24 protein-coding genes are annotated in these 24070 nt (G+C 48.1%); 17 read left to right on the forward strand and 7 right to left on the reverse strand.

Annotated features, from left to right (window positions below):
* Positions 1 to 81: 81 nt before the first annotated feature.
* Positions 82 to 711 carry an Hsp20/alpha crystallin family protein gene (locus tag ADS79_RS11495; protein WP_049738543.1) on the forward strand — a complete coding sequence of 210 codons (630 nt, stop codon included), beginning with the start codon at positions 82 to 84 and terminating at the stop codon, positions 709 to 711.
* Between the two features lie 199 nt (positions 712 to 910).
* Here ADS79_RS11495 and ADS79_RS11500 read toward each other — a convergent pair whose 3' ends face one another.
* Genes ADS79_RS11500 through ADS79_RS11520 form a run of 6 tightly spaced genes read right to left on the reverse strand, consistent with a single transcriptional unit; the run spans position 911 to position 2866 of the window.
* Positions 911 to 1126: a spore germination protein gene (locus ADS79_RS11500; protein ID WP_049738544.1), complete on the reverse strand. Its 216-nt coding sequence runs from the start codon at positions 1124 to 1126 to the stop codon at positions 911 to 913.
* A 16-nt stretch (positions 1127 to 1142) separates the two neighbouring features.
* Complete coding sequence (locus ADS79_RS11505) at positions 1143 to 1526, reverse strand: spore germination protein GerPE (protein ID WP_049738545.1); 384 nt, start codon at positions 1524 to 1526, stop codon at positions 1143 to 1145.
* Positions 1527 to 1560: 34 nt separating this feature from the next.
* Positions 1561 to 1734: a spore gernimation protein gene (locus ADS79_RS34300; RefSeq protein WP_084765810.1), complete on the reverse strand. Its 174-nt coding sequence runs from the start codon at positions 1732 to 1734 to the stop codon at positions 1561 to 1563.
* A gap of 1 nt (position 1735) precedes the next feature.
* Positions 1736 to 2350: a spore germination protein GerPC gene (gerPC, locus tag ADS79_RS11510; RefSeq protein WP_049738546.1), complete on the reverse strand. Its 615-nt coding sequence runs from the start codon at positions 2348 to 2350 to the stop codon at positions 1736 to 1738.
* A gap of 43 nt (positions 2351 to 2393) precedes the next feature.
* Positions 2394 to 2618 (reverse strand): spore germination protein GerPB, encoded by a 225-nt coding sequence (locus ADS79_RS11515; protein WP_049738547.1) that lies wholly within the window; start codon positions 2616 to 2618, stop codon positions 2394 to 2396.
* Positions 2615 to 2866 (reverse strand): spore germination protein, encoded by a 252-nt coding sequence (locus tag ADS79_RS11520; RefSeq protein WP_049738548.1) that lies wholly within the window; start codon positions 2864 to 2866, stop codon positions 2615 to 2617. The genes ADS79_RS11515 and ADS79_RS11520 overlap by 4 nt, the downstream gene beginning before the upstream one ends.
* A gap of 115 nt (positions 2867 to 2981) precedes the next feature.
* Here ADS79_RS11520 and ADS79_RS11525 point away from each other — a divergent pair, with 115 nt between their 5' ends.
* Entirely contained in the window at positions 2982 to 3239 is a 258-nt protein-coding gene (locus ADS79_RS11525) for a spore gernimation protein GerPD (protein WP_236699951.1), read from the forward strand.
* Between the two features lie 2 nt (positions 3240 to 3241).
* On the opposite strand, the gene shc is transcribed toward ADS79_RS11525, so the two are convergent.
* Positions 3242 to 5140: a squalene--hopene cyclase gene (gene shc, locus ADS79_RS11530; RefSeq protein WP_049738549.1), complete on the reverse strand. Its 1899-nt coding sequence runs from the start codon at positions 5138 to 5140 to the stop codon at positions 3242 to 3244.
* A 48-nt stretch (positions 5141 to 5188) separates the two neighbouring features.
* On the opposite strand from shc, the gene ADS79_RS11535 reads away from it, so the two are divergent.
* The 15 genes from ADS79_RS11535 to ADS79_RS11610 all read left to right on the forward strand — a co-directional run bounded on the left by ADS79_RS11535 (position 5189) and on the right by ADS79_RS11610 (position 24011).
* Positions 5189 to 6355 (forward strand): DUF2515 family protein, encoded by a 1167-nt coding sequence (locus ADS79_RS11535; protein ID WP_049738550.1) that lies wholly within the window; start codon positions 5189 to 5191, stop codon positions 6353 to 6355.
* 113 nt (positions 6356 to 6468) lie between these two features.
* Positions 6469 to 8625 (forward strand): DNA topoisomerase III, encoded by a 2157-nt coding sequence (locus ADS79_RS11540; RefSeq protein WP_049738551.1) that lies wholly within the window; start codon positions 6469 to 6471, stop codon positions 8623 to 8625.
* A 115-nt stretch (positions 8626 to 8740) separates the two neighbouring features.
* A complete protein-coding gene (locus tag ADS79_RS11545; RefSeq protein ID WP_049738552.1) occupies positions 8741 to 9406 on the forward strand; it encodes a PspA/IM30 family protein in 666 nt (221 codons plus the stop codon).
* Between the two features lie 80 nt (positions 9407 to 9486).
* Positions 9487 to 9891, forward strand: coding sequence for a DUF350 domain-containing protein (locus ADS79_RS11550; protein WP_049738553.1), 405 nt, complete (start codon positions 9487 to 9489; stop codon positions 9889 to 9891).
* 24 nt (positions 9892 to 9915) lie between these two features.
* Positions 9916 to 10422, forward strand: coding sequence for a DUF4178 domain-containing protein (locus tag ADS79_RS11555; protein WP_049738554.1), 507 nt, complete (start codon positions 9916 to 9918; stop codon positions 10420 to 10422).
* 11 nt (positions 10423 to 10433) lie between these two features.
* Positions 10434 to 11234, forward strand: coding sequence for a DUF4247 domain-containing protein (locus ADS79_RS11560; RefSeq protein ID WP_049738555.1), 801 nt, complete (start codon positions 10434 to 10436; stop codon positions 11232 to 11234).
* A gap of 470 nt (positions 11235 to 11704) precedes the next feature.
* Positions 11705 to 12352 carry a DUF4912 domain-containing protein gene (locus ADS79_RS11570; protein WP_049738557.1) on the forward strand — a complete coding sequence of 216 codons (648 nt, stop codon included), beginning with the start codon at positions 11705 to 11707 and terminating at the stop codon, positions 12350 to 12352.
* 14 nt (positions 12353 to 12366) lie between these two features.
* Entirely contained in the window at positions 12367 to 15225 is a 2859-nt protein-coding gene (locus ADS79_RS11575; protein WP_049738558.1) for a 1,4-alpha-glucan branching protein domain-containing protein, read from the forward strand.
* Positions 15226 to 15259: 34 nt separating this feature from the next.
* Positions 15260 to 17635: a sugar phosphate nucleotidyltransferase gene (locus tag ADS79_RS11580; protein ID WP_049738559.1), complete on the forward strand. Its 2376-nt coding sequence runs from the start codon at positions 15260 to 15262 to the stop codon at positions 17633 to 17635.
* Positions 17636 to 17674: 39 nt separating this feature from the next.
* On the forward strand, positions 17675 to 19636 hold the full coding sequence (locus ADS79_RS11585) for a glycoside hydrolase family 15 protein (protein ID WP_049738560.1): 1962 nt from the start codon (positions 17675 to 17677) through the stop codon (positions 19634 to 19636).
* Positions 19637 to 19655: 19 nt separating this feature from the next.
* Entirely contained in the window at positions 19656 to 21080 is a 1425-nt protein-coding gene (locus ADS79_RS11590) for a phosphoglucomutase/phosphomannomutase family protein (RefSeq protein ID WP_049738561.1), read from the forward strand.
* Positions 21081 to 21241: 161 nt separating this feature from the next.
* Positions 21242 to 21883, forward strand: coding sequence for a serine/threonine-protein kinase (locus ADS79_RS11595; protein WP_049738562.1), 642 nt, complete (start codon positions 21242 to 21244; stop codon positions 21881 to 21883).
* A 258-nt stretch (positions 21884 to 22141) separates the two neighbouring features.
* Positions 22142 to 22594 (forward strand): signal peptidase II, encoded by a 453-nt coding sequence (lspA, locus tag ADS79_RS11600; protein WP_049738563.1) that lies wholly within the window; start codon positions 22142 to 22144, stop codon positions 22592 to 22594.
* Positions 22595 to 22662: 68 nt separating this feature from the next.
* A complete protein-coding gene (locus ADS79_RS11605; RefSeq protein WP_049738564.1) occupies positions 22663 to 23592 on the forward strand; it encodes an RluA family pseudouridine synthase in 930 nt (309 codons plus the stop codon).
* A gap of 17 nt (positions 23593 to 23609) precedes the next feature.
* Positions 23610 to 24011, forward strand: a complete 402-nt coding sequence (locus ADS79_RS11610; RefSeq protein ID WP_049738565.1) for a VOC family protein — start codon at positions 23610 to 23612, stop codon at positions 24009 to 24011.
* The last annotated feature ends 59 nt before the right edge of the window (positions 24012 to 24070 follow it).

Here is a 24070-nt window from a genome sequence, read left to right on the forward strand (position 1 = left end):
GGCATAGGTACATATACTGGCTAACGAGGGATGTGGCATTAGTGTTCCTTACCTGCTAGCAGGAAGGGAGGGCGATGGTGATTGAAAAATTTACGCGAAACGATGAAGCAGCTGCAAAAAACGTCGGAGAGTCTATCCAGGCTGAGCATGGATCAAGAGCATCCGTGGAAAGCGTTAAGCCAGATGAATCAAATTTTGGATACGAATTTTTGGGATAATCTGGTGAAATTAAACAATCATTCGATTCAAAATCCACAGGCACAAGCAAAGCCGATTGTACCGACTGTAAAAAAAGCAAAAAACAAAGGCAAGGATAAGGCGAAACAAGCAGCTCCAGTCAGAGAAAGGCAGCAACCCACGGTGGTACGCATCAATGAAACAGACGATTTTCCTCTTATCGACATTTTCCAGACCGATAAGCTCGTGATAGTATGCTGTGAGCTTCCTGGCTTTGCACGTGACAGTCTGGAAGTGTCACTGACTGATCAGCGAACACTGGAGCTAAGCGGGGAAATCAAAGAGCCTGCCTATAACCGCTCAAGGATACAGACAGAGCGATATTGCGGTCCTTTTCATCGTGAAATCGAGCTACCGGTGCCAGTCAGCGCAAATGGCATGAAAGCAAAGTACGAGGATGGGCTGCTGGAATTAATTCTTGCCAGAGATCATTCGTTTCGGGAAAGAAAAACGACCTATAAAGCCAATTTGTAGAGAGGGCAGCTGCCCTCTCTTTTTTAACGTATAAGAATTTATAAGCGCGAGGCTTATGAATTCTGGAGCGCATGAAAACTATCCGCTAAACGCGGTCGCTCATCTTTGAAAAATCCTCGATAGAGGTTTTCTTATTGACCCCGCCAGGCTTGTCCATTTCACGCCAAAACAGTGTTAATGAAAACATTAACACTGCTACTCACACGTTTCCTACGAGTGGCTGATCAACGACACTTGGATCAAGTGTATTGGTAGAGCTGACACCATTAATTGTATTGACGAGGTTACCAGTATTACCGCCGCCTGAGCCGGAAAACGCCTTGGTCGCACTCTTTGGAGAAATGTTCAGGGTGTCACCAAAGTTTACAGTTCCTGAGTTGCTGTTGATATTGACGGCACCAATGACTGAGGGCAAATGATCTCGCCTCCCGCTACTGTTGGTCTTTATTCTTTTCCTTCATCACATGGCGTATATTTTTCACACGTGTTTCCAAAGAGATAGAATCATTCGATCCGATATGGATGACAGAAGAAGCCGCTGCAAAATCTACCCTTACTTTGTTGACATAAATCCCAGCGTTTTCATGAAACGTCTGAATCTCGATCGGTTCGGTTATGATTGGAATTTCGATTGGCTCACAAAAAACAAAATAATCTTGGAACAAAAACTCATTCTCGTAGAAGATTGCTTGTTCTCGTTGAACGGCAAGTACGTAAGACCTAGTATCAAGCTCTTGTGAATCTCCGATCTGTAATACAGATGAGGTGTCAAAGGAAATGCTGGAATAGCACTGCACATGACTGGTTCGTTTCATTCTTTTTTGCTCCTCTGCGATGCAATTACATTTCTCAGGGACGTAGCGGCGTTGTGACACCGACGATCACTGATTCAGGTGGAGTTTCATAGGAGGAAACAAGAGTGACGGTTTTGGTGTCTCCGATAAACAGGGAGCTTCCGGTTACGATATTGACTACTTTCAGGCTGCCTACACAGAGGTCCCCATTTGTAACCCGATAAATCATGTCAGGAATCGTTCCTCTCACGCGGTAAATTTTGAATAAAGGTTTCACACGTTCGTTCAATATCGCGTTTCACTTTTTGAACCGTTTTTTGTTCCCATGCTTCAATTTGTTCTGGCTCCCATTGACTGGTATCAAATTGATTCAAGTAATACCGGATGCGATGATCAATCTGTTTGCGAATATCATCCATGATGAAGCCGCGATAGGCATCGTCAAGCGGGTACCCACATTCATCTTCAATTCGCTCAAGCACGCGATAAGCGTCATGATCGAGGTAGCGATTGATTTCCCGTTGGACACGCTCAAAAGAGTCTGACGCAGAATGTGGGGGAGAGGGGACGTCCATCGATTGATTGATGGCAAAATCCCCAATGGAAGAATCGGAGCTTTTTGGGTTCAAGCCAATGTTTAGGGTACCTTCCAATCTCTCCACCTTTAACAGGTCAAATTTATACTCATTCTTAATGACCGAGGGGACTTGTTTCTCCTTTAGTTCATTAACGTCCTGCTGTAACTGCTCAAGCATTTGCTTCATCGATTCCATCTTTTTGTTCTGGACTTGCAAATAGTCATGTAGCTGCTGAAAATATTGCATCAACTCCGGACTCATGTACATGACGATCATCCTTCTCTTCAACAAGCATAAAACGGTCTTTACCCTAACGCACCGGTTCAACCAGAGGAACAAGCGGTACGAATTGCTCCCGTTCAACTCGGGGGATTGGCCCTGCAGAAGGGGCTGGCCCTGTAAAGCCACCCGTATTGTATAGCTGGGATAAGGGCTTAATAATTCCGGCACTACCGATTTGACAAACCGATGAATTGGAAATGCCATCGATTTTTAAATGATGAATGACAATATTTTGATGGACAAAGAAATTCATGTTTGATCCCGTCCCTCGATCGTGGATTCTGTCATTTCCTCCACAAATACGGGCCAATTATCGCCTCGTGATTCATTTACATAAACAACGCTTTTCGGAATCCTGAAGTACAGATTGGTTCCAGAATTAAATGATCCGCCACCTGCAAAGGTTTTAATATAGCTGACAGGTGCAATCCTGCGGACATCCCCGACGTTGAAGACACCACTCATGCTGTTTACATTAACGACTCCCACTATTGCAGGCATCTTCTCACATCCTTTTGGAGAAATCCCTTTTTGTATTCTATGTGATTGTTCAGTGGGTGTTCATATCTGTTTTTGAGACGGATAAGATTTGCTAGGCATATGCTGCAAGAGCATCATGAAAATCGATGACTACGCTGCGAAAAGGAGCTTCGAAAAAACAATGCTTAATATGCGCGTCAACAATAAAAAAATTGCAGTGGAAGAAGTGGAGATCCCAGAGGCAACCAAAGCCTCTCTTATCTTAATTGGAGATGCGGATGTCATTACATGCTCTTCCGTCTTCGATACGCCTGAAGATTCCCTATTTATCGGGAAAGAAGTCCCAATCAAGCCACTCGTAGGAAGGCCAATTTTATGCGAACCTATGGAATGACTTCAACTGCTCATGTATTTGTTCCGGTAATGACTCAAAGCGAGTAGCGGCCATATCCAGCGGTAGCTATGATAGGCAAAATACGTGCCTCCAGGGCGACCGCCGCCAGTTGGGTAGGAAGTGGTCCAATCGTTTGCGTCGATACTATTTATTAAATAACGGATTCCTTTTGTAAGAGCAGGAGTCGATTGTGGGAAAACGGCGATCAAAGCATCGACAGCCCATGCTGTCTGGGAGGGGGTGCTTGCTCTGAGCGGGACGTACTTCTTCTTTTCATCGCTCATGCAGGATTCCCCCCAGCCTCCATCGTCATTTTGCTGTTGGAGCAGCCAATGAATGGCCTTTTTCACAGCCGGATGATTGGGAGATACGCCAATCGCCATCATTCCGGTTAGGGCTGCCCAAGTTCCGTAAATATAGGAGATACCCCATCTTCCGTACCAGGAGCCATCGGTTTCTTGATTGGCGATCAGCCAGTGCAATGCTTTTTGCATGCGTGAATCGGTTAGGCCCATGCCTGCCGAAGAGCCGAGGAATTCCAATGTTCGGCCTGTCAGGTCGGATGAGGATGGATCCGTGCTGACTGTATCGGAGCCTTCGATCGGCAGATTAGTAACGAGAGGCGAATTTGTATTTTTCTCGAAGGCTGGCCAGCCTCCGTCATCATTTTGCATCGATAAAACCCAATCGAGTCCACGCTTCCAGGCCGCCTCAGTGGAAGCATCCTGCTGGGACAGGGAGTGGAGAGCGCGCAGGGCAGCCGTCGAATCATCGATATCTGGATTCATGGTATTAAAGTCAGAAAAGCCCCAGCCACCAGGAGTCGCTCCAGGGTTTCTAATCCTCCAGTCCCCGTATGTGGATTGCTGCTTGCCGAGCAGGTAGCGATTGGCTTGTTGAATCGTTGGGTGCGTATTTGGCAATCCACTATGCTGTAGCGTGTACGACAAAAGAGCGGTATCCCAAACAGCGGAAGTTGCTAGCTGCAGGTGGGCCCCTGTATCAAGTGGGTAGATGGAACCAATCAGTCCATGCATCGCTTTGAGAATGATGGGATTGTTCGGAGCGTAGCCACGTGCGAGGAGTGCAAAAATCATAAAATAGGTCGAGGTTGAGTAATTGTACAGTGTGCCGTCCGGTTCTATCCGTGCGAGTATAAATTGCTCCAGTCTGCGCAGGGAAAGCTCGTGCAGCTGTGTTGGCAGAAACGGCAGACGCTGGATGTACGAGTGGATCGAAAAGAGGAAGGATTGTCCGTCTCGAACAAAGCCATCAAGTACGGAGTGGTTATAGATGCCAGGCGCGATTGGGGTAGCTGTGTACAAATCGGACAAGTCAGGAGTGTTGGGCAGTTTACGTACATATTTACGATCCGCACAAATCATGATGGGGGCAAGGTGAACACGGGCGTAACCAACAAAATCATAAAAGCTGACAGGGGAGCTGGGGGGGAGTAAGGTTAACTCGACTGGTACGATAAAATGAGGAGGCCATTGGTATTGTCCCGTCAAGGCAGTGGTTAGCTTGGTCAGCATGTTTCCCGCAGTCAGTCCGCCTTTTTCACGGATAAAAGAGCGGGCTTGAACCATTTGGTGATCCGCTTTTGTATAGCGTCCAGAATACAAGAGGGCAAAGTAGCAGTCGATGGTAGTCGACAAATGACCCTGATCTTCATCTGGATATAATTTCCATGCACCGTTTTCCTGTTGCTTTGAGGCAATATGTCTGGAGAGCTTCTCAATCAAATCCTCATCATCAATCCCGAGCGTACGCAATAGGATGATCATGTGAGCGTCGGTCATCGGAGAGCTCTCCAAACAAAATCTCCAGGTGCCGTCTGCCTCCTGTCTCTCTTGCAAAAATATTTGGATGCGCTGCATAGCATGTTGCACGTCTTGCATCTCGGTTCACCTCCGGAAAAATACGGTACAGAAAAAGGAGGATGGAGCGTGAAAGTACCATGGTTCGTTCAGCCGTCACTCCAGCCTCTCATCAAGGAATTGAAAAAAGGAAAAGCGGTTGAAAAACAAGGGCAGTCTTTGACAGGACTGTCTGCGTCAGAGCAAAAAACGGTGGAAATGATTCGAAATCAAACAACGAAGCATAACGGCGACAACGTCGACAGGACTCATGCCTATCTCGACTTTTACCAGAGGCGACCTGAAATTAGGTGGGCTCTATTGGCTCATCTTGTTTCGCGTAATGCCGGGTGGAGTATGACGGATTTGCGCGGAGGACTGCTGCCCCGCCTCTTGTCTGCCAAGGAACAATTGGACTTCTTTTCGTTTTTGGAGCGTGGCAATTGGCTGATTTTTCACGATGCCTACCCTCAATTATTACTGTATGAGGAGAGCGTAAAGCAGCAGACCAACCTTTTTCATCTACTTCCCCATCTTAACGTTTCAGCCTTCATGCAAGCGGTATGGAATCATTTTTGGAAAAAAGGGGATCTCGACCAGCTTGCGATTGCTCTGATTATCAATGAGCAAAATTTTTTGGAAAAGCACGTGATGAACAGCCCGCAATACCAGAGCACCGTTCTGAAAACGATGCCGTTTACGCTTCAGGAGCTGCTGCAGCTCAATCAAATTTTGTTTCCGTATCAGGCTGACCAAGAGAGTGAAAATCAGCGCCCCCTGCGATTAATCGGACGAAACGTCTCTCACTTTGCTTCATTGATCGAGCGCATCACGTTGGGGAAGAGTTTGTATGCCCTGTTGTTTCGCACTTCGGATTACCTGGCAGGTGTAAGAAGCTGGGCTGAGAGGAAGGTGCATACCGGATCGAGGAAAGACTTTTGGCCACAGCTGTTTCACGATGTCAACGAAACGGTTCCCGGCAGGAGTTACCAAAAGAGAATCGTGAATTGCCAAATCAAACCGGGAGCGAGTCGTTTCTACTCGCCCTCCCTTCGCCAGGCATGGAAAAAGGTCGAACACTCCCTTCCTGCGGACCTTGACTGGTACCATGGTCAAGTGGAGGCAATCCATGGGCTTGTTTTGTCCGAGGCGTCTGTGCAAACGGCAGAGATGAGTGAGCTGTACTGCCAGACACTTGAAAAAATCGAGCTAGCCGTAGTTGCACGCGGAAAAATTTTTGGTGAACGATCGTTTTAGGAAATCATTCCCTCTTCTTTAGGCGCGTGATGTAGTAAAATAAATGCGGGAACGAATGTTTTGTGTACAAAGGTCCCAGGCAACTCAGGTAGTAGATAGGGAGAAGAGCAGGTATGAAAGTCGTGATTGCAGAAAAACCGGACCAGGCGATGAAGCTGGCGAGTCCTTTTGCCCATAGAAAGCAGCAAGGCTTTGTAGAGGTCCATCCGAATCGCATATTCCCCAACGGAGCTTTTTTTACATGGGCAGTCGGGCATGTTTGTGAGCTGGTTCCTCCAGAAGCCTATAATCCTGCGTGGAAAAGGTGGTCGATTCCATCGCTGCCACTCATCCCAGAGACTTTTCGCCATCAGGTCATGAAGTCCAAAGCGAAGCAATTTGCGATCATCAAGCAGCTGCTGAAACGAAGTGACGTAAAAGGTATTGTTCATGCAGGCGATGCTGGACGCGAAGGTGAGCTCATCGTGCGCACCATCATCGAGATGTGCGGAGTGAAAAAGCCGATGAAGCGTCTATGGATCTCTTCCTTGACAGAGCGGGCAGTGACAGCGGGCTTTGAAGCGCTATTGGATGAGAATGAGACACGTAATTTGTATGAAGAAGCGTATAGCCGTTCCTGTGCAGACTGGCTCGTCGGGATGAACGCTTCACGAGTATATACCATCTTGTTGAAACAAAAAGGGATCAGCGATGTTTTCTCAGCAGGTCGCGTCCAAACTCCGACCCTCGCACTGGTGGTCAAGCGTGAAAAAGAAATAGCGGCCTTCAAGCCGGAGCCGTTCTGGGAGGTCAAGGCAACATTTGAAGTAGATAAAAAGCGTTACGAGGGTGTCTGGCACAAAGACGGCGAAACACGTCTGAATGATCCCGAGATGGCTGCAAGAATCGCTGCATTTTGCAAAGACAAGCCTGCGCAGGTACAAGAGGTTGAAACGGAGCGCAAGGAGTTCATGCCGCCGTATTTGTTCAATCTATCTGCGCTCCAGGCGACAGCCAACAAGATGTTTAAATACTCGCCGCAAAAGACACTCGAAATCGCGCAAAAGCTGTATGTAAAAGGGATACTCTCTTATCCTCGTTCGGACTCGGCGTTTGTCACAGCAGAAGAAGCCAAGACCTTTCCGGATATTTTAGCCAAGCTGTCCAAGCAGTCTGAGTATCAGGCATACTTCCCGACACCCAAAGGGTCGATTGCGCAGGACAGACGCTATGTAAACCAAAAGAAAGTAACCGATCACTATGCGATCATCCCGACGGAGCAGGTTCCGACAGTCTCAAAGCTAAGTGACGAAGAGCGTAAAATTTACGATCTGGTTGCCCGCAGACTGATTGCAGCCCACTGCGAAAGTGCGTTGTTTGATTACACCAATGTGACGACCATGGTTGATGCCAGAGCCTCGTTTTTGAGCAAAGGTAAAGTGCAGATTCGTGCCGGCTGGCGTGAGGTGCTGTTTGATGAAGAAAAGGATGACAAGGAATCCATTCTGCCACCGTTGACCAAAGGGGAAACAGGGAAGGTGCGCAAGGTGGAAGCCAAGGAAAGCAAGACACAGCCGCCAAAGCGCTACACCGAAGGTCAGCTCATTACTTTAATGAAAACGGCGGGCAAGCATCTGGATAACCAAGAGCTGGAAAAGGTCTTGATGAAAACAGAAGGACTCGGCACAGAGGCGACTCGTGCGGGTATTATCAACATGCTTAAAGAGCGCAAATACATTGAGGTGCGCAAAAACCAGGTCTTCGCAACACAAAAAGGCTCCATGCTCATTGATGTGATCGGGGATAAAATTTTGGCATCTCCGGAAATGACCGCACGTTGGGAGCAGCGCTTGGGTCAAATCGGTCAAGGTGAGGCTTCTGCTGGAGCTTTTATGGAGCAAGTAAAAAAGCTGTCCCACAAAATTGTGGAGGATGCGATCGAGCAGTCCAAGGGCTGGAAGCTGGAGGATTACGATATTTCGTCCATGCCCAAATCCAAGCAGGCATCCAAATTTACACTCGGCTCAAAAGTCGCTACCTGTCGTGCTTGCAAGGGAGATATGGTGGACAAGGGTGAATTTTATGGCTGCGCGAACTACAAGACTGCACAGTGTACTGTGACGCTTTCCAAGACGATCATGGGCAAAAAAATATCAGCGGCTATGGTAAAAAAGCTGATGGATACCGGAAAAACCAATTTGATCAAAGGCTTTGTCAAAGGAAAGGAACGTTTCGACGCTTATCTGATGTGGGACGAGCAGGAAAAAAAGGCAAAAGTGAGCCGCGAGTAAAAATTAATCAGAAGATGATGAAACTTACTTGCGTAAGAAACGTAGAAACATGTATAGAGGGAACGGCACTCCTGGCAGTCGCTGGTCCTAGAACGTACTCAAGGAGGAAGAATCTATGTCCATTTTTAAAAGACTTCGCGATTTGACCATGTCCAATCTGTATGCACTGATTGAAAAAGCGGAAGATCCAATTAAAATGACTGATCAATATTTGCGTGATATGCAAGAAGACTTGGGAGAAGCAGAAAAAGCAGTCGCTGCCCAAATTGCTTTGGAGAAGAAATTCAAAGTGCTTTACGAAGAGCAGGAAGCTTTGGTGAAAAAGCGTGAGGAGCAGGCGCATGTTGCAGCTCAAGCTAAAAACATCGACCTCGCCCGTCGTGCTTTGGAAGAAAAGAAAGCAGCCGAGCAGAAAATGGTCGAGTACAAAGAAGGCTACGAGAAAAACAAGCTGGCAGCAGATGGTCTGCGCGACAAGCTGACCGAAATGAAAAAACAAATTACCGAACTGAAAAACAAGCGCGAAACTTTGGTTGCTCGTGTTAATGCGGCAAAAGCTCAAAAAACGATCAATCAAGCAATGGCTGGCTTCGATGGCAACTCCGCTATGGCTGGCTTGAAGCGTATGGAAGAAAAAGCGCTGCAAATGGAAGCAGAAGCAGAAGCCAGTGGAGAGGTTTACAAAAAAGAGAGCTCCCTGGATGATGAAATTGCCAAGCTGAGCAAGGACCAGCAAGTGGAAGATGAATTGGCTGCGCTCATGAAAAAATATGAGGGGTAAACCGCTTCGGGCGGTTCCCCTTTTTTTTAGCGCGTGATACAAGAGTTGTTGGATAACAACTTGATTCGGGGGGATACGTTTTGGATTGGATTCAGGTTATGGCGATGCTCGTCTGGACGGGTGCAGGCGCCGTTTTGTTAACCGTTTTGATGTGGCTTGACGCACTCTTTACGAAATACAACGATATACAGGAAATAAAAAATGGCAATGTAGCTGTAACGACCCGTTTTGTAATGAAGCTGTTTGCACAAGGCTACATTTTATCGCAATCGATGCTGAACTCAAGAGATTTGTTTGTGGCATTACTTGTTTCAGTGGTCTCTTTCATCATCTTGTTCTTCCTGGAGAAAATTGTAGAACTCATTTTGAACAAAGCGGCTGGACTGGATCTGGAGCAGGGAACGAAGCAGGGGAAAGTCGCACACGCGATGCTGGCCGGTTCCTTTCATATTGTAGGTGCCCTGATTTTGGCTGCATGTCTGTAGCGCGTGCCTGAGAGGAGTAAAGTAATGAGCTTGTTTAAACGAATTCAAAATATATTTGCAAAGCATGAACCACCAGCAGAAGAAAAAAGCATCCTGACTGTCGGCCCCGGAGATGTCGTGGAGGTATCACTGGAGACGTATCAAGTGACTGGCAAGGCGAATAACGCCAGTCGCAATGCAAACATGCTGACCTTGCAGGATGGCAACACGATTCGTTACCTATTTATCGAGGAACGGGAGAAAACCATATACCACCTGTATAACGTCATCGACGGTCGCCTGGATTCAGTCGAGGAAGTGCCGACTACGATTGAAATGGATGATGTTACCTACCATTTGGAGGAGCAGTATACAGGACAAGTGAATGTCGTGGGCAAAGCTCCTTTTCATACATCTGGAGAGCAGTACATCTGGCAATTCCAATCCGATCAGCGTCAACTGCTGCGAATCGAATGGCAGGATGGCCGATTCATGCTATATGAGGGGGAGACTGTCCTTCCAGCTGATGTGCAGGTCTTACGCGGAACGTAGGGGGTGAGAAGATGCCACAAAGTTGGATGAAATTGATCAAGCTCATGCTCGTTCCGGCTATTTTCTTTCTTGTGTTGGCGACTACGGGCTGCTCCGCGGATATCAGCAATTCCTATCCATTAGAATCCGTATCAACCAAGGATAAGGGGCAGACCTCACGTATATACCGGGCGGAAGATAAGACGGTGCCTGAGGTGGCACAAGAGCTGGCAGATCAGAAGCAGCCTGAAGAGATCTCCAAAGAAGATACAGAGCATATGTTCCTTGTTTATAAGGACGAGATTTACCATCTTCAAAAGGATGCTGACAAACCATCAGATACCCTCATTGAAGTAGATTCCAAGGAATACGTGCGGCAAAATTACGATTCATCCTTTTTACAGGGGTACCTCGTAGCGACGATACTCAATGACATATTCGACGGTATGAAAAATAGCTCAAAGGGTAGCTATCGTGGCTACTCGAGCAAGGATATTTACCAGCCTTCGACGGGCTCATATCATACCCCGACTGAAAAGGAAAAAAAAGCAGCTCCGCCGATTACCAAGGAACGTACAGGAAGTATCACGAAGCGTAGCGCTACGACAAAGAATACGGATGGCTCGGCAGGAACGGGCGGAGACATTTTCAAAAAACAGGTTGAACCTTCGACGGGCAGTACTGGCAAGATTATTCGTAATTCTGACAGTAGCTCCTCCAAGTCAAGCAGCTCAGTTACACCAAAACGCTCCTCCATCTTTTCCTCACCGAAGAGCAATTCGCCCCCTCGAACAAAAGTGGGTGGCTCCGGTCGCATTACCAAAAGAAGATAATTTTACATGCGAACTAGAAGCAAGCCCGCTCAGCAGCGGGTTTTTTGTTGTGTAGCTAACATTTTCTACCCCTTCTCACCCAGACTATGTGTTCACCTATGACTATCGAGTCGACATAGGCTCGCCATCCCCCAATTTTCTACTGATCGAAAATATTTCTGTAACGTAATTTTCATAAAGCAATGAATGTATTGGAGTTCGGCTTTGTAAGATGTATGGATGAGAAGAAGCGGTTAAACCGCTATCGCTATGGGATGGCCTTTGTTCGGAAAAAAGAAGGATATTGTATGCGTGGAAGCGGTTTCCATTTACTCATTATCGAGTTTTGTTTACGGATGACGAAAACATCATGGATTATCGACAAAAGAAGAAGGGAAGTGCTTCCAACGTTCGACAGTCTTTGTTAGCGGTATTGGCTATGATGACAGTGTGGCAAACAGGGAAAGAATGCGGAAAGGAGCGCGTAGACGATGTTGGAAAAAATTCTTGAGTTAAAATCACAGTCCAAGTCCATAGCACAAATTGCCAAAGAATGTGGCTTAACAGTAGGACAGGTAAAATATCGTTTGCAAAAAGACAAATCCAAACAAGATCCGGTAGCAACTGCAGATTCTAAGGTATCACAGCGCCTCCTTTCGCGTGCGGAGCATGAGTGGCAGCTACCGGCCTTTTACGGGCGAGATCTCGTGAAAGTAATGGCACAAGGTCCGACTGTGCTGTTTGTATACTGGGAGATTACGTGGCCGCGAATGAGAATGGTTGCTTCCTATATGCAGGCTGATTTCCGCTATATCCAAAAAGGCCTGCGCATCTACGATGTAACAGAGCGTTTGTTTGATGGGAAAAACGCAAATGACATAAAAGATGTTTTGGTATCAGAAGAGGCGCACTCTTGGTATGTCAATGATGTTGCGCCAGGTAGAACGTATATTGTCGATTTCGGCTTGTATGAGCAGGGGCGTTTCTGCCCGATTCTACGCTCCGATCCAGTCATTACACCTCGCAATACAAAAGCTGTCTGGGGAGAACCACTGGTAGATCCTGTAAAAAATTCTGCAACACCTTCCTGGTATGAAAACTTCTCCTCGTATTCCCTCTATTCCAAATCAACCAAATAAGTGAGGTGTCATCCGTGAAGAACGGTTTTCTCTCCCTCGTGTTGCACGCCCATCTGCCTTATGTCAGACACGGGGACCGGGACGATTACCTGGAAGAGCGGTGGGTGTACGAATCGATGCTGGAGTCCTATATCCCCTTGTTACTGGTTTTTGACAAGCTTCTTGCAGATGGAATCGATTTTCGCATGACCCTTGCTGTTTCTCCTACCCTATTGTCCATGCTGGACGATGAACTGATCCAATCCCGATTTCGGGCGCATTTAGCCAAAACGGTTGAACTGGCAGGTAAAGAAGTCAAAAGAACGGCTAACCATCCAAAAGAGCATCGCGTTGCCAAAATGTATTTGGAACGATTCCGAACCATCGCCACGTATTGTCAAAAGCTCGACTACAAGCTGATCACCGGTCTAAAGTGCGTGGAAGAGTCAGGCTGCGTGGAGCTGATTACGTGTGCAGCCACTCATGCTTTTCTTCCGTTTGTTGAAACAGAGGAAGCGATCAGAGGGCAGCTTCAAGTGGGGATTGATACCCATCAGCGCATTCTTGGTCAGCGCCCAAAGGGAATTTGGCTGCCTGAATGCGGATATACGCCAGGAGTGGATCGCTTATTAAAGGAAGCAGGGCTGCGCTTCTTTTTCGTAGACAGTCATACCATTAACCATGCGACTCCGACTCCACGCAGAGGCTTGTATGCGCCGTTGTTCACTCCACATGATGTCGCAGCTTTTGCACGCGATGATGTAGCTTCCCGCCAGGTATGGAGCTCGTACGATGGCTATCCGGGTGATTACGATTACCGGGAATATTATCGGGATATCGGTTTTGATCGGGAAATGGATTATATCGAGCCGTATATTCATCCTGCTGGAATCCGTGTACATACTGGTTTGAAATATCATCGGATTACAGGACGAAGCGAGCAAAAGGATTGGTATGAACCTGAGTGGGCACGAGAAAAAGCGGCATCTCATGCGGGACACTTTTTGTACCATCGAGAGCGCCAGGTGGAGACCGCCTCGACTTGGATGGATCGTGAGCCATTGGTGGTTGCTACCTATGATGCTGAGCTGTTTGGGCATTGGTGGTATGAAGGGCCGCAGTTTCTGGATTATCTCCTGCGGAAAACCGTATGTGATTCCCAGCAGGTGACATTAATTACACCTTCCGAGTACTTGGCACGCTATCCTGAGCAGGATCGGGCTCATCTCCCCATGTCTACCTGGGGGAGAAATGGTTATGGGGAAGTGTGGCTAAACGAGCGAAACGGCTGGATCTATCGGCATTTGCATCAAGCAGAAAGAGAGCTGATTGCCGCTGTGACCAGTCTGCATGAAACTGACAGACAGAATGTGTATGGCGTTCAGGTGAAGACTCGTTGCCTCAGGCAGGCAGCGCGTGAGCTGATGCTTGCGCAGAGCAGTGACTGGGCATTTATCTTGGACGGTCAAACCGTAGTCGAATACGCAGTCCGCCGTATTCACGACCACTTGGCGCGTTTTCGAGAATTGCTGGTGATGTTTGAGCAGGAGCAGCCGGATGAGCAGCGCTTGGGCGAAATGGAAGGAGCCTTTCCCCTGTTTCCAGACCTTGATGTGACGTACTATTTGCCGAATCGTGCGCATAGAGTGAACGTATCGCGTCAAATGGTAGCAGCGAGTCAATCCCAGCAAGCAGAGAAGACCGTATTGATGCTGAGCTGGGAGTTTCCTCCTCATGTGGTCGGGGGACTTGGTCGGGCAGTTTATGATCTTTCCCGTCATCTGGTAAGTCAAGGGATCGAGGTGCATGTTCTGACTGCCGCAGCTGATTCTGAAGCAAGGCAGGAGCAAATGGACGGTGTGCATGTACACAGGCTCCCCACGTATATCCCAGGAGAGCAGGAAGACTTCATGCAATGGGTTTTCCAGCTGAATCTTGCGATCGTCGATGCGGTGGAGGAGCTTCGAGGCAATGGATTGCGAGCAGATGTGATCCATGCGCACGACTGGCTCGTAAGCTGGGCTGCTGCTGAATTGAAGCAACGGTTAGCCATTCCATTAATCACGACAATTCATGCTTTGGAGCATGGTCGCCACCAAGGCATTCATACGCCGCTGCAGCATCGCATTCATGAGTGTGAGCGGATGCTGACGGCAGTTTCGGAGCGTGTCATCGTCTGCAGTCACTACATGGGACACGAAATCAGCAGGCTGTTTGCTGTAGCTGCTGAGAAAATCAGTGTCATTCATAACGGAGTGGAAACAACAATGACACAGCCGTTCGCATCCGGGGACCTCAGGCAAGAATTGTCCCTTGGCGATGGCCCCATCCTTTTTTTTGTAGGACGTCTGGTACGAGAAAAAGGAGCTCATTTACTAATCGAGGCGGTGGCACGGCTTGTTCATGCCTATCCTGCGCTGCAGCTTGTCGTAGCTGGTAGGGGGCCGATGCAGGATGAGTTGAAGCAAGTCGCCTTTCAGAGGGGAGTCGCCCATCACACTCGCTTCTTAGGCTTTGTCGATGATGAGCGGAGGAATCAGCTGTTTTTACTAGCAGATGTTGCTGTATTTCCGAGTCTTTATGAGCCATTTGGTATCGTGGCGCTTGAAGCGATGTCTTTTGGAACACCACTTGTCGTAGCAGATACCGGAGGGTTGCGCGAAATCATCCGACACGGAGAGAACGGGGCAACTGTATACGCGGGTGATGTAGAATCATTGGTCAATCAGCTGCACTGGATGCTGGGAAACCCCGACAAGCGTCGTCAAATGGCAGAAGCGGCAATGACCGATGTACGGCTGCATTATGAATGGGCGAAGCTTGCCCAACAAACAATTGATCAATATCGCTTGCTGACATTGTCTTCACAAAGGGTAGAAGTAGGAGCAACTTAGAAAATGTAGCCAAATGAAGGAGGAGCAAAGAGAGATGAAGGCAGTAATCATGGCTGGTGGTAAAGGTACCCGTCTACGTCCGTTAACATCCCATACTCCAAAACCAATGGTGCCATTGTTAAACCGGCCTTGCATGGAGTACACGATTGATCTCCTGAAAAAACACGGAATTACTGAGATTGCAGTGACGCTCCAATATCTGCCCGATGTCATTCGCAATACGTTCGGTGATGGTTCTCACTATGGTGTATCGCTCGTATATTTTGAAGAAACGACTCCGCTTGGAACAGCAGGCAGTGTAAAAAATTGCGCGGATTTTCTGGATGAGCGCTTCATCGTGATTAGTGGGGATACCTTGACTGATATTCATCTGTCAGACGCGATTCGCTTTCATGATCAAAATAACGCATTGGCTACTTTAATCTTGACCAAGGTGGAATCGCCACTGGAGTTTGGTGTGGTGATGACCGATGAGAGCGGGCGTATTAACCGCTTTGTCGAGAAGCCGAGCTGGGCGGAAGTCTTTAGTGACACGGTAAACACCGGTATGTACGTATGCGAGCCGGAGGTGCTTTCCTATATCGCAGAAGACCGAGAAGTCGATTTCAGCAAGGAAGTGTTTCCCCTCTTTTTGCAGGAAGGGCAGCCACTCTACGGATACTCTGCCGAAGGATACTGGTCGGATATTGGCTCATTGGAGGTATATCGACAGGCACAATTCGACCTTCTGGATGGACGTGTAAATTTGGAGATCAAGGCACAGGAGATTGCTCCACGCATTTTCCTGGAAAATCATGTGCGCATTGATTCTTCCGTCCGCTTGGAAGGGCCAGTTTATATTAGTGAAAATGTTCATTTGCAAAAAGGGGTAGCTGTTGGGCCCTATTCTGTGCTGGGCTCAAATACTACGGTAGCCACTGGGACCAAGCTGGCACAAACAATCGTTTGGGAGAATACGGTCATCGGGAAAAAAGCAGAGATCAACGGAAGCACACTTTGCCGCAATATCCGCATAGGGGAATCCGTTTTGCTCGGCGAGGGTGCAGCCATCGGCGATCAATGCCGAATCGGTTCCAAATCCGTTGTAAAGGCCGGTGTGAAAATATGGCCGGATAAGGAAGTAGAAGAGAGTGCCACTGTTCACACTTCTCTGATTTACGGGACGAAGCAAACGAAAAATTTGTTTGGCACAAATGGCATAAAAGGAATCGGTAACGTGGAAATTACAACCGAGTTTGTCACCAGGCTTGCGGCAGCATACGCTTATTTGCTCAAGCCGGGCAGTAGAATCGCCCTGTCGGCATGCTCTCACCCATTTGCCCAGCTGCTTAAGCATAGTATGATGACGAGCCTGTGCTCTTCCGGCGTCGACACTGTTGATTTTGGCATGGGGAATGCACCTTTGATGCGATATGGGGTAAGAGGCTTGCAGTGCATAGGTGGCATCCATCTGTACATGGCAGAGCCACTCGAAGAAAAAGAGGTCGTGATTCAGTTCATTGATCATGCAGGATTGCCGATTTCGCGTGATTTGGAAAGAAAAATTGAAAATGCCTACTGGCAAGAAACATACGTGCGAAGCCTGCATCATCTGGGAGAATTGCATGTGGAGCATCATGTCCAGGATGCCTACTTGCGAGCGATGGCAGAGCATATTGACGTCGCGCGAATCCAGCGACAACGATTCCACCTTTTGATAGATTGTGAGCCTCGGTTTCTACCAACGTTTTTGGCGCCGTTTTTTCAAGCTTTAGGGATTACAGTTGTGTACGGCCCGATTCAAGAGGGAGTCAGCAAAAATGGTGCTGACCTGGGAATTCGGCTTGATAAAAATGCGGAGCAATTTTCGCTGTTTACCGAGCAGGGACAAAAACTATCAACCGAGCAGCTTCTTGCTCTACAGCTTCTGGCATGCAGCGGTCATCACCAGCGAATAGGCTTGCCTGTGAGTGCACCAATGGAGCTCGAGCATCTGGCTCAGCTCTTGCAAATCGAAGTGGTACGGACAAAGGTTGCACCGCGCTCCATGATGGAAGTTTCTGTGGATGAACGCTTCCATCCGATGTTTGACGCGGTGTATAGCCTGATGAGAATCCTCTCGTATCTCGCGCGGGAAGAAAAGCCGCTCAGTGTATTGCTAGAGCTTTTGCCGGCATGCCATATGGAGCGCAAAACGGTATTTTGCCCGTGGTCGTCAAAAGGGAAAGTGATGCGCAAGGTACTGGAGGAAAATAAAGGGAAAATGTTGGAGCTGGTCGATGGAATCAAGGTCTACGATGTGAATGGCTGGGTGTTGATCTTGCCGGATACAGAGGAGTCGCATGTCAAGGTCATCTCCCAAGGAGCTACTGCGGAAACAGCGGCTACGCTTGCTTCTTCCTATGCAAGGCGGATAGCAGAATATCAATAATGGCTATTTGGCGACAGCCTGCGAAAAGGACGTGAGGGTATGCCAAGACCACTCGTCGTAGGGAATGGAAGACTGCTGATCAATTTTGATGACAGGCTTCATATGCGCGATTTTTATTATCCATATGTTGGTCAGTTGAATCATGTAGGCGGTCATTTTAGCAAGCTAGGGGTATGGGTACAGGGGCGATTTTCCTGGGTTGATGAGGACGGCTGGGACCGCAAGCTCGGATACGGTCGCCAGTCGCTGGTGACCGATGTCCATGCACACCATGAGCATCTGGGACTTTCCCTTTATATAGAAGATGGGGTACACCAGCGCGATCCCATTTATTTGAAAAAAGTGCGTGTACGGAATCATTCAAATGAAGCTCGTGAGGTGCGCTTGTTTTTCAACCATGATTTCAGTCTGAATGAAACGGAAGTTGGCGACACAGCTGTTTTTGATCCAATGCTGCGAACCGTTTATCACTACAAACGGAATGTGTACATCATGATCAATGGAAGTACTCGAGAAGGTGGCATTGATCAATTCAGCACAGGGATCAAACGGTTTAACTATGCCGAAGGAACGTGGCGTGATGCGGAGGATGGGCTGCTGTCCGGAAATCCGATCGCCCAGGGGTCCGTAGATAGCACCGTGTCCTTTCGTCTGATGCTGCAGCCACTCGAAGAAAAGACAATGTCTTACTGGATGTGTGTCGGGGAATCCTACGAAGCTGTGAAAGCCTTGAATCAATATGTACTGGACAGTGATCCGGAACGTTTGCTTTCCCGCGTTGCGGTTTACTGGCAGCGTTGGGTAAACAAGGAGCAACGCGATTTTGCCGACCTGCCTGCAGATGTCGTGGACTTGTACAAAACCAGTCTCCTCTTGGTACGTACCCAGATTGATCAGAACGGAGCGATCCTCGCAGCCAATGATTCGGATATTTTGCAATACAACCGCGATCATTACAGCTATATGTGGCCACGTGACGGAGCATTAATCGCCAGTGCCATGGCTCAGGCGGGCTATACGGGGGTAGTTGCACCGTTTTTCCGCTTTTGCGCGGAGGCACTTAACAAAGAAGGGTATTTATTGCACAAGTACAATCCAGACGGGTCGGTTGGCTCCAGCTGGCATCCATACATCGTCGATGGTGAGGTTCAATTGCCGATTCAAGAGGATGAGACCGCATTGGTGCTGCATGCCTTGTGGGAGCAGTACAAGAGTGGCAAGCAGATTGAGGATTGTCAGGCACTATATCCTACCCTGGTGCGACCTGCGGCCCGTTTCTTGCTGGAGTATGTACAGACTGATTTGCAGCTTCCGAAGCCCAGTTATGATTTATGGGAAGAGCGGAGAGGAATTTTCACCTTCACGAGTGCGGCTGTTTTTGCAGGACTAAAAGCAGCCGCCCGTTTTGCGCAGCTGTTTGGCGACGACCGTCGTTACAAGCGCTACGATGAAGGTGCAGAGCGTATCCGATCCGCGATGCTCAAGCATTTGTACGATCCTGAAATTGGCCGATTCCTGCGCGGGATTTATATTCGACCGAACGGGAAGATCGAGAAAGATTTTACCGTAGAGAGCAGCCTGTTTGCGTTGTTTGCTTTGGATGTCCTTCCAGCAGATGATCCGCGAGTCAATAGTACGATGGAGGCGGTGAAACGCAGTCTGCGCGTAGATACGGAAGTGGGTGGCTTTGCTCGGTACCAAGGAGATTACTATTTCAGGAAGTCACATGATACAGCGAAGGTTCCAGGAAATCCCTGGATTATTTGTACCTTGTGGGTCGCAGATTGGGAGATTGCCACAGCCAAATCCAGAGAGGAGCTAGAGGAGCCGAAACGCAGACTTTCATGGGTGGTCCGTCACGCCCTTCAGAGCGGCGTCCTCTCGGAACAACTTGATCCGTATACAGGAGCTCCCGTGTCAGTTGCCCCCCTAACCTGGTCGCATGCTACCTATGTTGCTACGGTTCTGCGCTATTTGGAGAAGGTGAAAGAGTTACGGTAACGAGAGGAGAGCTGAGGAGATGAGAGCAATCCGTTTTGGTACGGACGGTTGGCGTGACATCGTAGCCGACGGATTTACCATGGAAAACGTACGCATTGTCGCACAGGCAATTGCCAGCTATACAAAGGAAACGGGGCAACAGGAGCAGCCGATTTTGGTTGGTCATGACACGCGGTTTTTAGGTCGCCGATTTGCGGAAGAAATCGTCTCTGTCCTGACCGGCAACGGAATTCGCACCTATTTGGTGAACGAAGCAGCACCTACTCCTGCGGTCGCATTTGGCGTCAAGCACTTTGCTGCCAGTGGGGCGGTGATGGTCACTGCTAGCCACAATCCTCCTGAATACAACGGGATCAAGTATATCCCGGAGTATGCGGGTCCAGCGACCCCGGCAATTACCCAGCGACTGGAAGCGTGGATACAAGAAATAGAGAAGTCTGGGGAAGTCCACACGATGACATTGACAGAAGCGGTCAAACAAAAGCTCATGCAGGTCATTGTTCTGCGCCCGCATTATGAAGCGCATTTACGCCGTATGATCAATATGGATGCTTTGAAAGGGTCTGACCTGCGCGTCGTTGTAGATGCCATGCATGGTGCCGGGATGGGATATGTAAGCGGTCTGTTGGCAGAGGCTGGTGTGAGTACAGTGGGCATCAGAGAGACACCTGATGCCGCTTTCGGTGGCGATTTGCCTGAACCAAATGACAAGCATCTGACCTTGCTGAAAAAAGTAGTGGTGAACCAACAAGCTACACTTGGGCTTGCGAATGATGGGGATGCCGACCGTTTTGGAGCAGTAGATCGTTTTGGTCAATATATCCCTCCGAATGATGTATTGGCTCTCTTAACCTATCATTTGCGAAAGAATCGAGATCTCACAGGCAGGATTGTCCGGACAGTTGCAACGACGCATTTGTTGGACAGAATGGCAGAAAAGTACGGATTAGAACTGGTAGAGACCCCGGTTGGGTTCAAGTATGTCGGTGAACAGATGAGAAAAGGGGATGTTCTGATCGGAGGAGAGGAAAGTGGCGGAGCGAGCATACTTGGCCACATTCCTGAAAAAGACGGCGTTCTGATCAATCTGTTGCTTGCTGAGATGTGCGCTACTGAAAACAAAGGAATCGATCAGATTTTGCGGGATGTCTACGATGAGTTTGGGGAATTGTTCCATACGCGTCTCGATATGCGCCTTGAGGATAAGGATCAGTGGATCCAACGCATGATTTCCTTGCCACCTGTACAGGTGGGTTCATACCGTGTGCAAGGGGTAAACCGAATGGATGGGATCAAGTTGATGCTGGAGGAGGGACACTGGGTATTGATTCGCCCTTCTGGAACAGAGCCACTCGTGCGCATTTACTGCGAAGCAACGAATGCATCCGCATTGGAAAAAATCAAGGAAGCTATTCGTGAGTGGTTTCAGGAAATCAATGTATAGCATGCAAGCGAGAACCTGCCGTAATGGTGAGGTTCTCTTTTGTTATCAACCGCTTAACTTCTACTGTTTGTAAACTGTTAGATTTGGGGGTTTTTTATAAAAAAACATTTTGCTAGAATCAATGTATGTGAAGTCGGTATCTAGATGAGAGATGGGGAACTATGCGCATAGACCAACAAGTATTGCAGTCTTTTTTACAGGAAGTAAAGGTAGAAAGCCAGTCGCCAGACGATCCGGTTGTAGTGCTTCATACGCCCTATCCGTGGGAGCTGGTCGGCACTGGCAATTACGCGGCTGTGTTTGCTCATCCTGACTATCCTCCTGTAGTGATAAAACTATATGCCCCAGGGCGTTCTGGCTGGGAGCATGAGGTGGAGGTATATCGAAAGCTGGGTGAGACAAGATCGTTCCCTGTTTGTTATGATTCAGGCGAAGGCTATTTAGTGATCACGCGCATGAACGGCATCTCTTTATTCGATTGTGTGCAATTTGGAATTCCGATTCCTCCTAGAGTGATCGAGGATGTAGAAGAGGCACTAGTGGAGGCACGCAAAAAAGGGCTGTTTCCGCATGATGTTCATGGAAAAAACGTGCTGATGGATCATGGTCGTGGTTATCTCATCGATGTATCCGATTACTACAAAAACATCCCGGATAGTAAGTGGCGGGATTTGCGCAAGGCCTATTACAAGGTATACCTACCCTTTCTCAAGGACCGCGGCTGGAAAATTCCCCTGTGGGTGCTGGACGGGGTACGCAGAGGATATCGCTTGTATAAAAAAGCATGGCGCTTGTTCCAATAACCTGACTCTGGTAAAATGAACATTTGACAAAAGTGATTGCTAGAGGTTTTTCAAAAAGTCGTCTTTTGATCACGAAGGAGTCGTGAAAGCTAATTCGACATCGAAAATGACGTTCACCTTCGAAGTCCGGTGGTCATGTAGCATGCCTACACTCCGCTCCTCCTTCGTACGGTTCTTGCCATTTTCTCGGTGCTGAAAAGCCAACTTTTTGAACACGCACTGTTCGGCTGATTGAGTCAGATGAAGGAGGATATCCCATTGTTGTATTATCTCATTGCTGCAGTCATTATTGCGCTTGATCAGTGGACCAAGCATCTCGTATTGAAGTATATGGAGCGAGGCGAATCGATTCCGTTAATCGCTGATGTATTTCATCTTACCTCACATCGAAATATGGGGGCAGCTTTTGGTATTTTGCAAAACCAACGCTGGCTGTTTATCGTAATTACCATTGCCGTAGTCGTCGGAATCGTGTTTTCTCTGATTCGCATTGGAAAAAAACAACCGCGTGCTTCCCTGGCATTGTCGCTGGTTTTGGGTGGTGCGATTGGAAACTTTATTGATCGCGCTACAACTGGCCAGGTCGTTGACTTTCTCGATTTCACCTTGATCAACTTCCCTATTTTCAATGTGGCAGATATGGCGATTACAATCGGGGTTGCCCTTTTGCTGCTCGACGTTCTGTTGGATGGTAAGAAAAAAGACCGGTAATGGAAGAGTCTGTTTTCGCTGATACTAACGAGCAGATGCTTACATAGTAACCTGATGAGGAGACAAGCATGAACGACACGCAATTATTTGAACGTTATGATTGGAACGTAGAACCCTCCGATGTAAGCGAGCGGATCGACAAATTTATTACCCAGCAAAATGAAGACTGGTCTCGTTCTCAAGTCCAGGCCTGGATTAAGGAAGGGCGCGTAACTGTAAACGGCGAACCAATCAAGAACAACTACAAGCTGCAGGCAGAGGATGAAGTCACGCTGCGTGTTCCACCGCCAAAAGAAATGACGATTGAACCAGAAGCTATGCCACTGGAAATCGTCTATGAGGACAGTGACGTTGTCGTCGTGAACAAGCCACGAGGATTGGTTGTCCATCCGGCACCTGGCCACTATGGTGGTACACTTGTGAATGGATTGCTCGCACACTGCAAGGATTTGTCTGGCATTAACGGTGTGCTTCGCCCGGGTATCGTACATCGGATTGACAAGGATACATCTGGCTTGTTGATGGTCGCAAAAAATGACAAGGCACATGTCGGACTCGCCGAACAACTGAAAGCGCATAGTGTGGATCGCAAATACGTGGCGATTGTACATGGAGTCATCCCGCATGAAATGGGAACGATTGATGCGCCTATCGGTCGTGACCCGAAAAATAGACAGCAGATGGCTGTCGTGTTTGAAAACAGCAAGCCAGCCATTACTCATTTTGTCGTGCTGGAGCGCTTCAAGGAGCATACATTGGTTGAGCTCAAGCTGGAAACGGGACGTACTCACCAAATTCGTGTGCATATGAAATATATTGAATATCCACTTGCGGGTGATCCTAAGTACGGACCAAAAGACACACTTGATTTGGACGGACAGGCGCTTCATGCAAAGACGCTTGGCTTTACCCATCCACTCACAGGCGAGCGTTTGGAGTTTGAGGCACCGCTGCCAAAAGAATTGGTTGATGTGATGCAATACCTACGACAATTATAAAGTTGGAGGAATCGTTAATGCTTAACCGGTTAGCTCATGTGACGTTGTATGTCCACGATTGTGAGGAGGCCCTCCAGTTTTACACAGAAAAACTCGGTTTTCAAAAACGGATGGATTCCAAAATGGATGACGGCTCTCGTTGGTTGACCATCGGGTTGCCTGATCAGGAGCTTGAAATCGTGTTGCATGACCCTACGCACTGGCATCGGGAAGACGTGGCACAAATCATGCTCCAGCAGGTAGGCAAAAACCCGATGTGGGTTTGGCAAACGGAGGATTTCGAAGGGACGTATGAGACTTTCCGGCAGCGTGGGGTGAAATTTATCAGTGAACCTCATGACGTGATGTACGGGAAGGAAGTCATTTTTGAGGACTTGTACGGAAATCGATTTTTAATGCTTCAACCGACAACGATGTGAGACTTACATAATGAGAATGGGAACGGAAAACGCTAGTAGAGGGCAGAGAGCTTTCTTCT

Source organism: Brevibacillus reuszeri, from assembly GCF_001187725.1.
GTDB classification, from domain to species: Bacteria; Bacillota; Bacilli; order Brevibacillales; family Brevibacillaceae; genus Brevibacillus; species Brevibacillus reuszeri.